This window comes from Pseudomonas sp. SIMBA_067, from assembly GCF_046534675.1.
In the GTDB taxonomy this organism is placed as follows: domain Bacteria; phylum Pseudomonadota; class Gammaproteobacteria; order Pseudomonadales; family Pseudomonadaceae; genus Aquipseudomonas; species Aquipseudomonas putida.
This window is the reverse complement of sequence record NZ_JAWRYH010001219.1, coordinates 1-241: the sequence shown is the minus strand read 5'-3', so window position 1 is coordinate 241 and position 241 is coordinate 1. Positions and strand designations below refer to the sequence as shown.

The 241-nt window shown below is 60.2% G+C and carries 1 protein-coding gene; it reads right to left on the bottom strand.

Annotated features, from left to right (window positions below; translation table 11 throughout):
- Positions 1 to 50 precede the first annotated feature (50 nt).
- On the bottom strand, positions 51 to 241 hold a 191-nt coding region (locus tag SB765_RS33175; RefSeq protein WP_410932969.1), incomplete at its 5' end, for a hypothetical protein.

The following is a 241-nucleotide window of genomic DNA, read 5'->3' as shown; positions in this document are numbered from 1 at the left end:
GCAGATTTGCAGGCGCTGGGCCGCATAATGCTGAGCGCCCTGTAACCGACTCATAACGGGGGAATAAAGGCCTGCACCGGCGTGACTTCCCCGGCAAATTTACGCACCTGCACCACCGTAATCTGCCCGCTACATCCCTGTGCCAGAGATGACGTCCCGATATCCAGCGTCAGCACATTGGGATTACCGTGACGACAAAGCGGACGGGCGGCAGTGGCGTCGACCGGATCGTACCAGGCAC